Raw genomic sequence first — 257 nt, forward strand, 5'->3', positions numbered from 1 at the left:
GATGTTAAGGCAGATGACAAAGGTGTTTGGACAACTATATTAGAAACACCACTAGCACATGACGCAGTAATCAAAGCAGAAGCTTCAGACGTGGCAGGTAATAAATCACCAGAAGCGGCACAAACTGTGAAAGATACAGTAGTTCCAGAAGCACCAGTAATCAACACGATTGAAGCAGGAACTAAAGAAGTGAGTGGCACAAGCGAGCCATTGAGTACGGTGGCTTTAACGTTGCCAGATGGCACTACTAAAGATGT

1 protein-coding gene is annotated in these 257 nt (G+C 44.0%); it reads left to right on the plus strand.

Going from position 1 to position 257, the window contains the following annotated elements; all coding sequences use genetic code 11:
- Window positions 1-257, plus strand: a 257-nt coding sequence (locus HMPREF3270_RS14060) for a hypothetical protein (protein WP_218117700.1), incomplete at both ends; no start/stop codon positions are given.

The sequence above is a fragment of the Staphylococcus sp. HMSC65H10 genome (genome assembly GCF_001839185.1).
Classification (GTDB): Bacteria; Bacillota; Bacilli; order Staphylococcales; family Staphylococcaceae; genus Staphylococcus; species Staphylococcus simulans.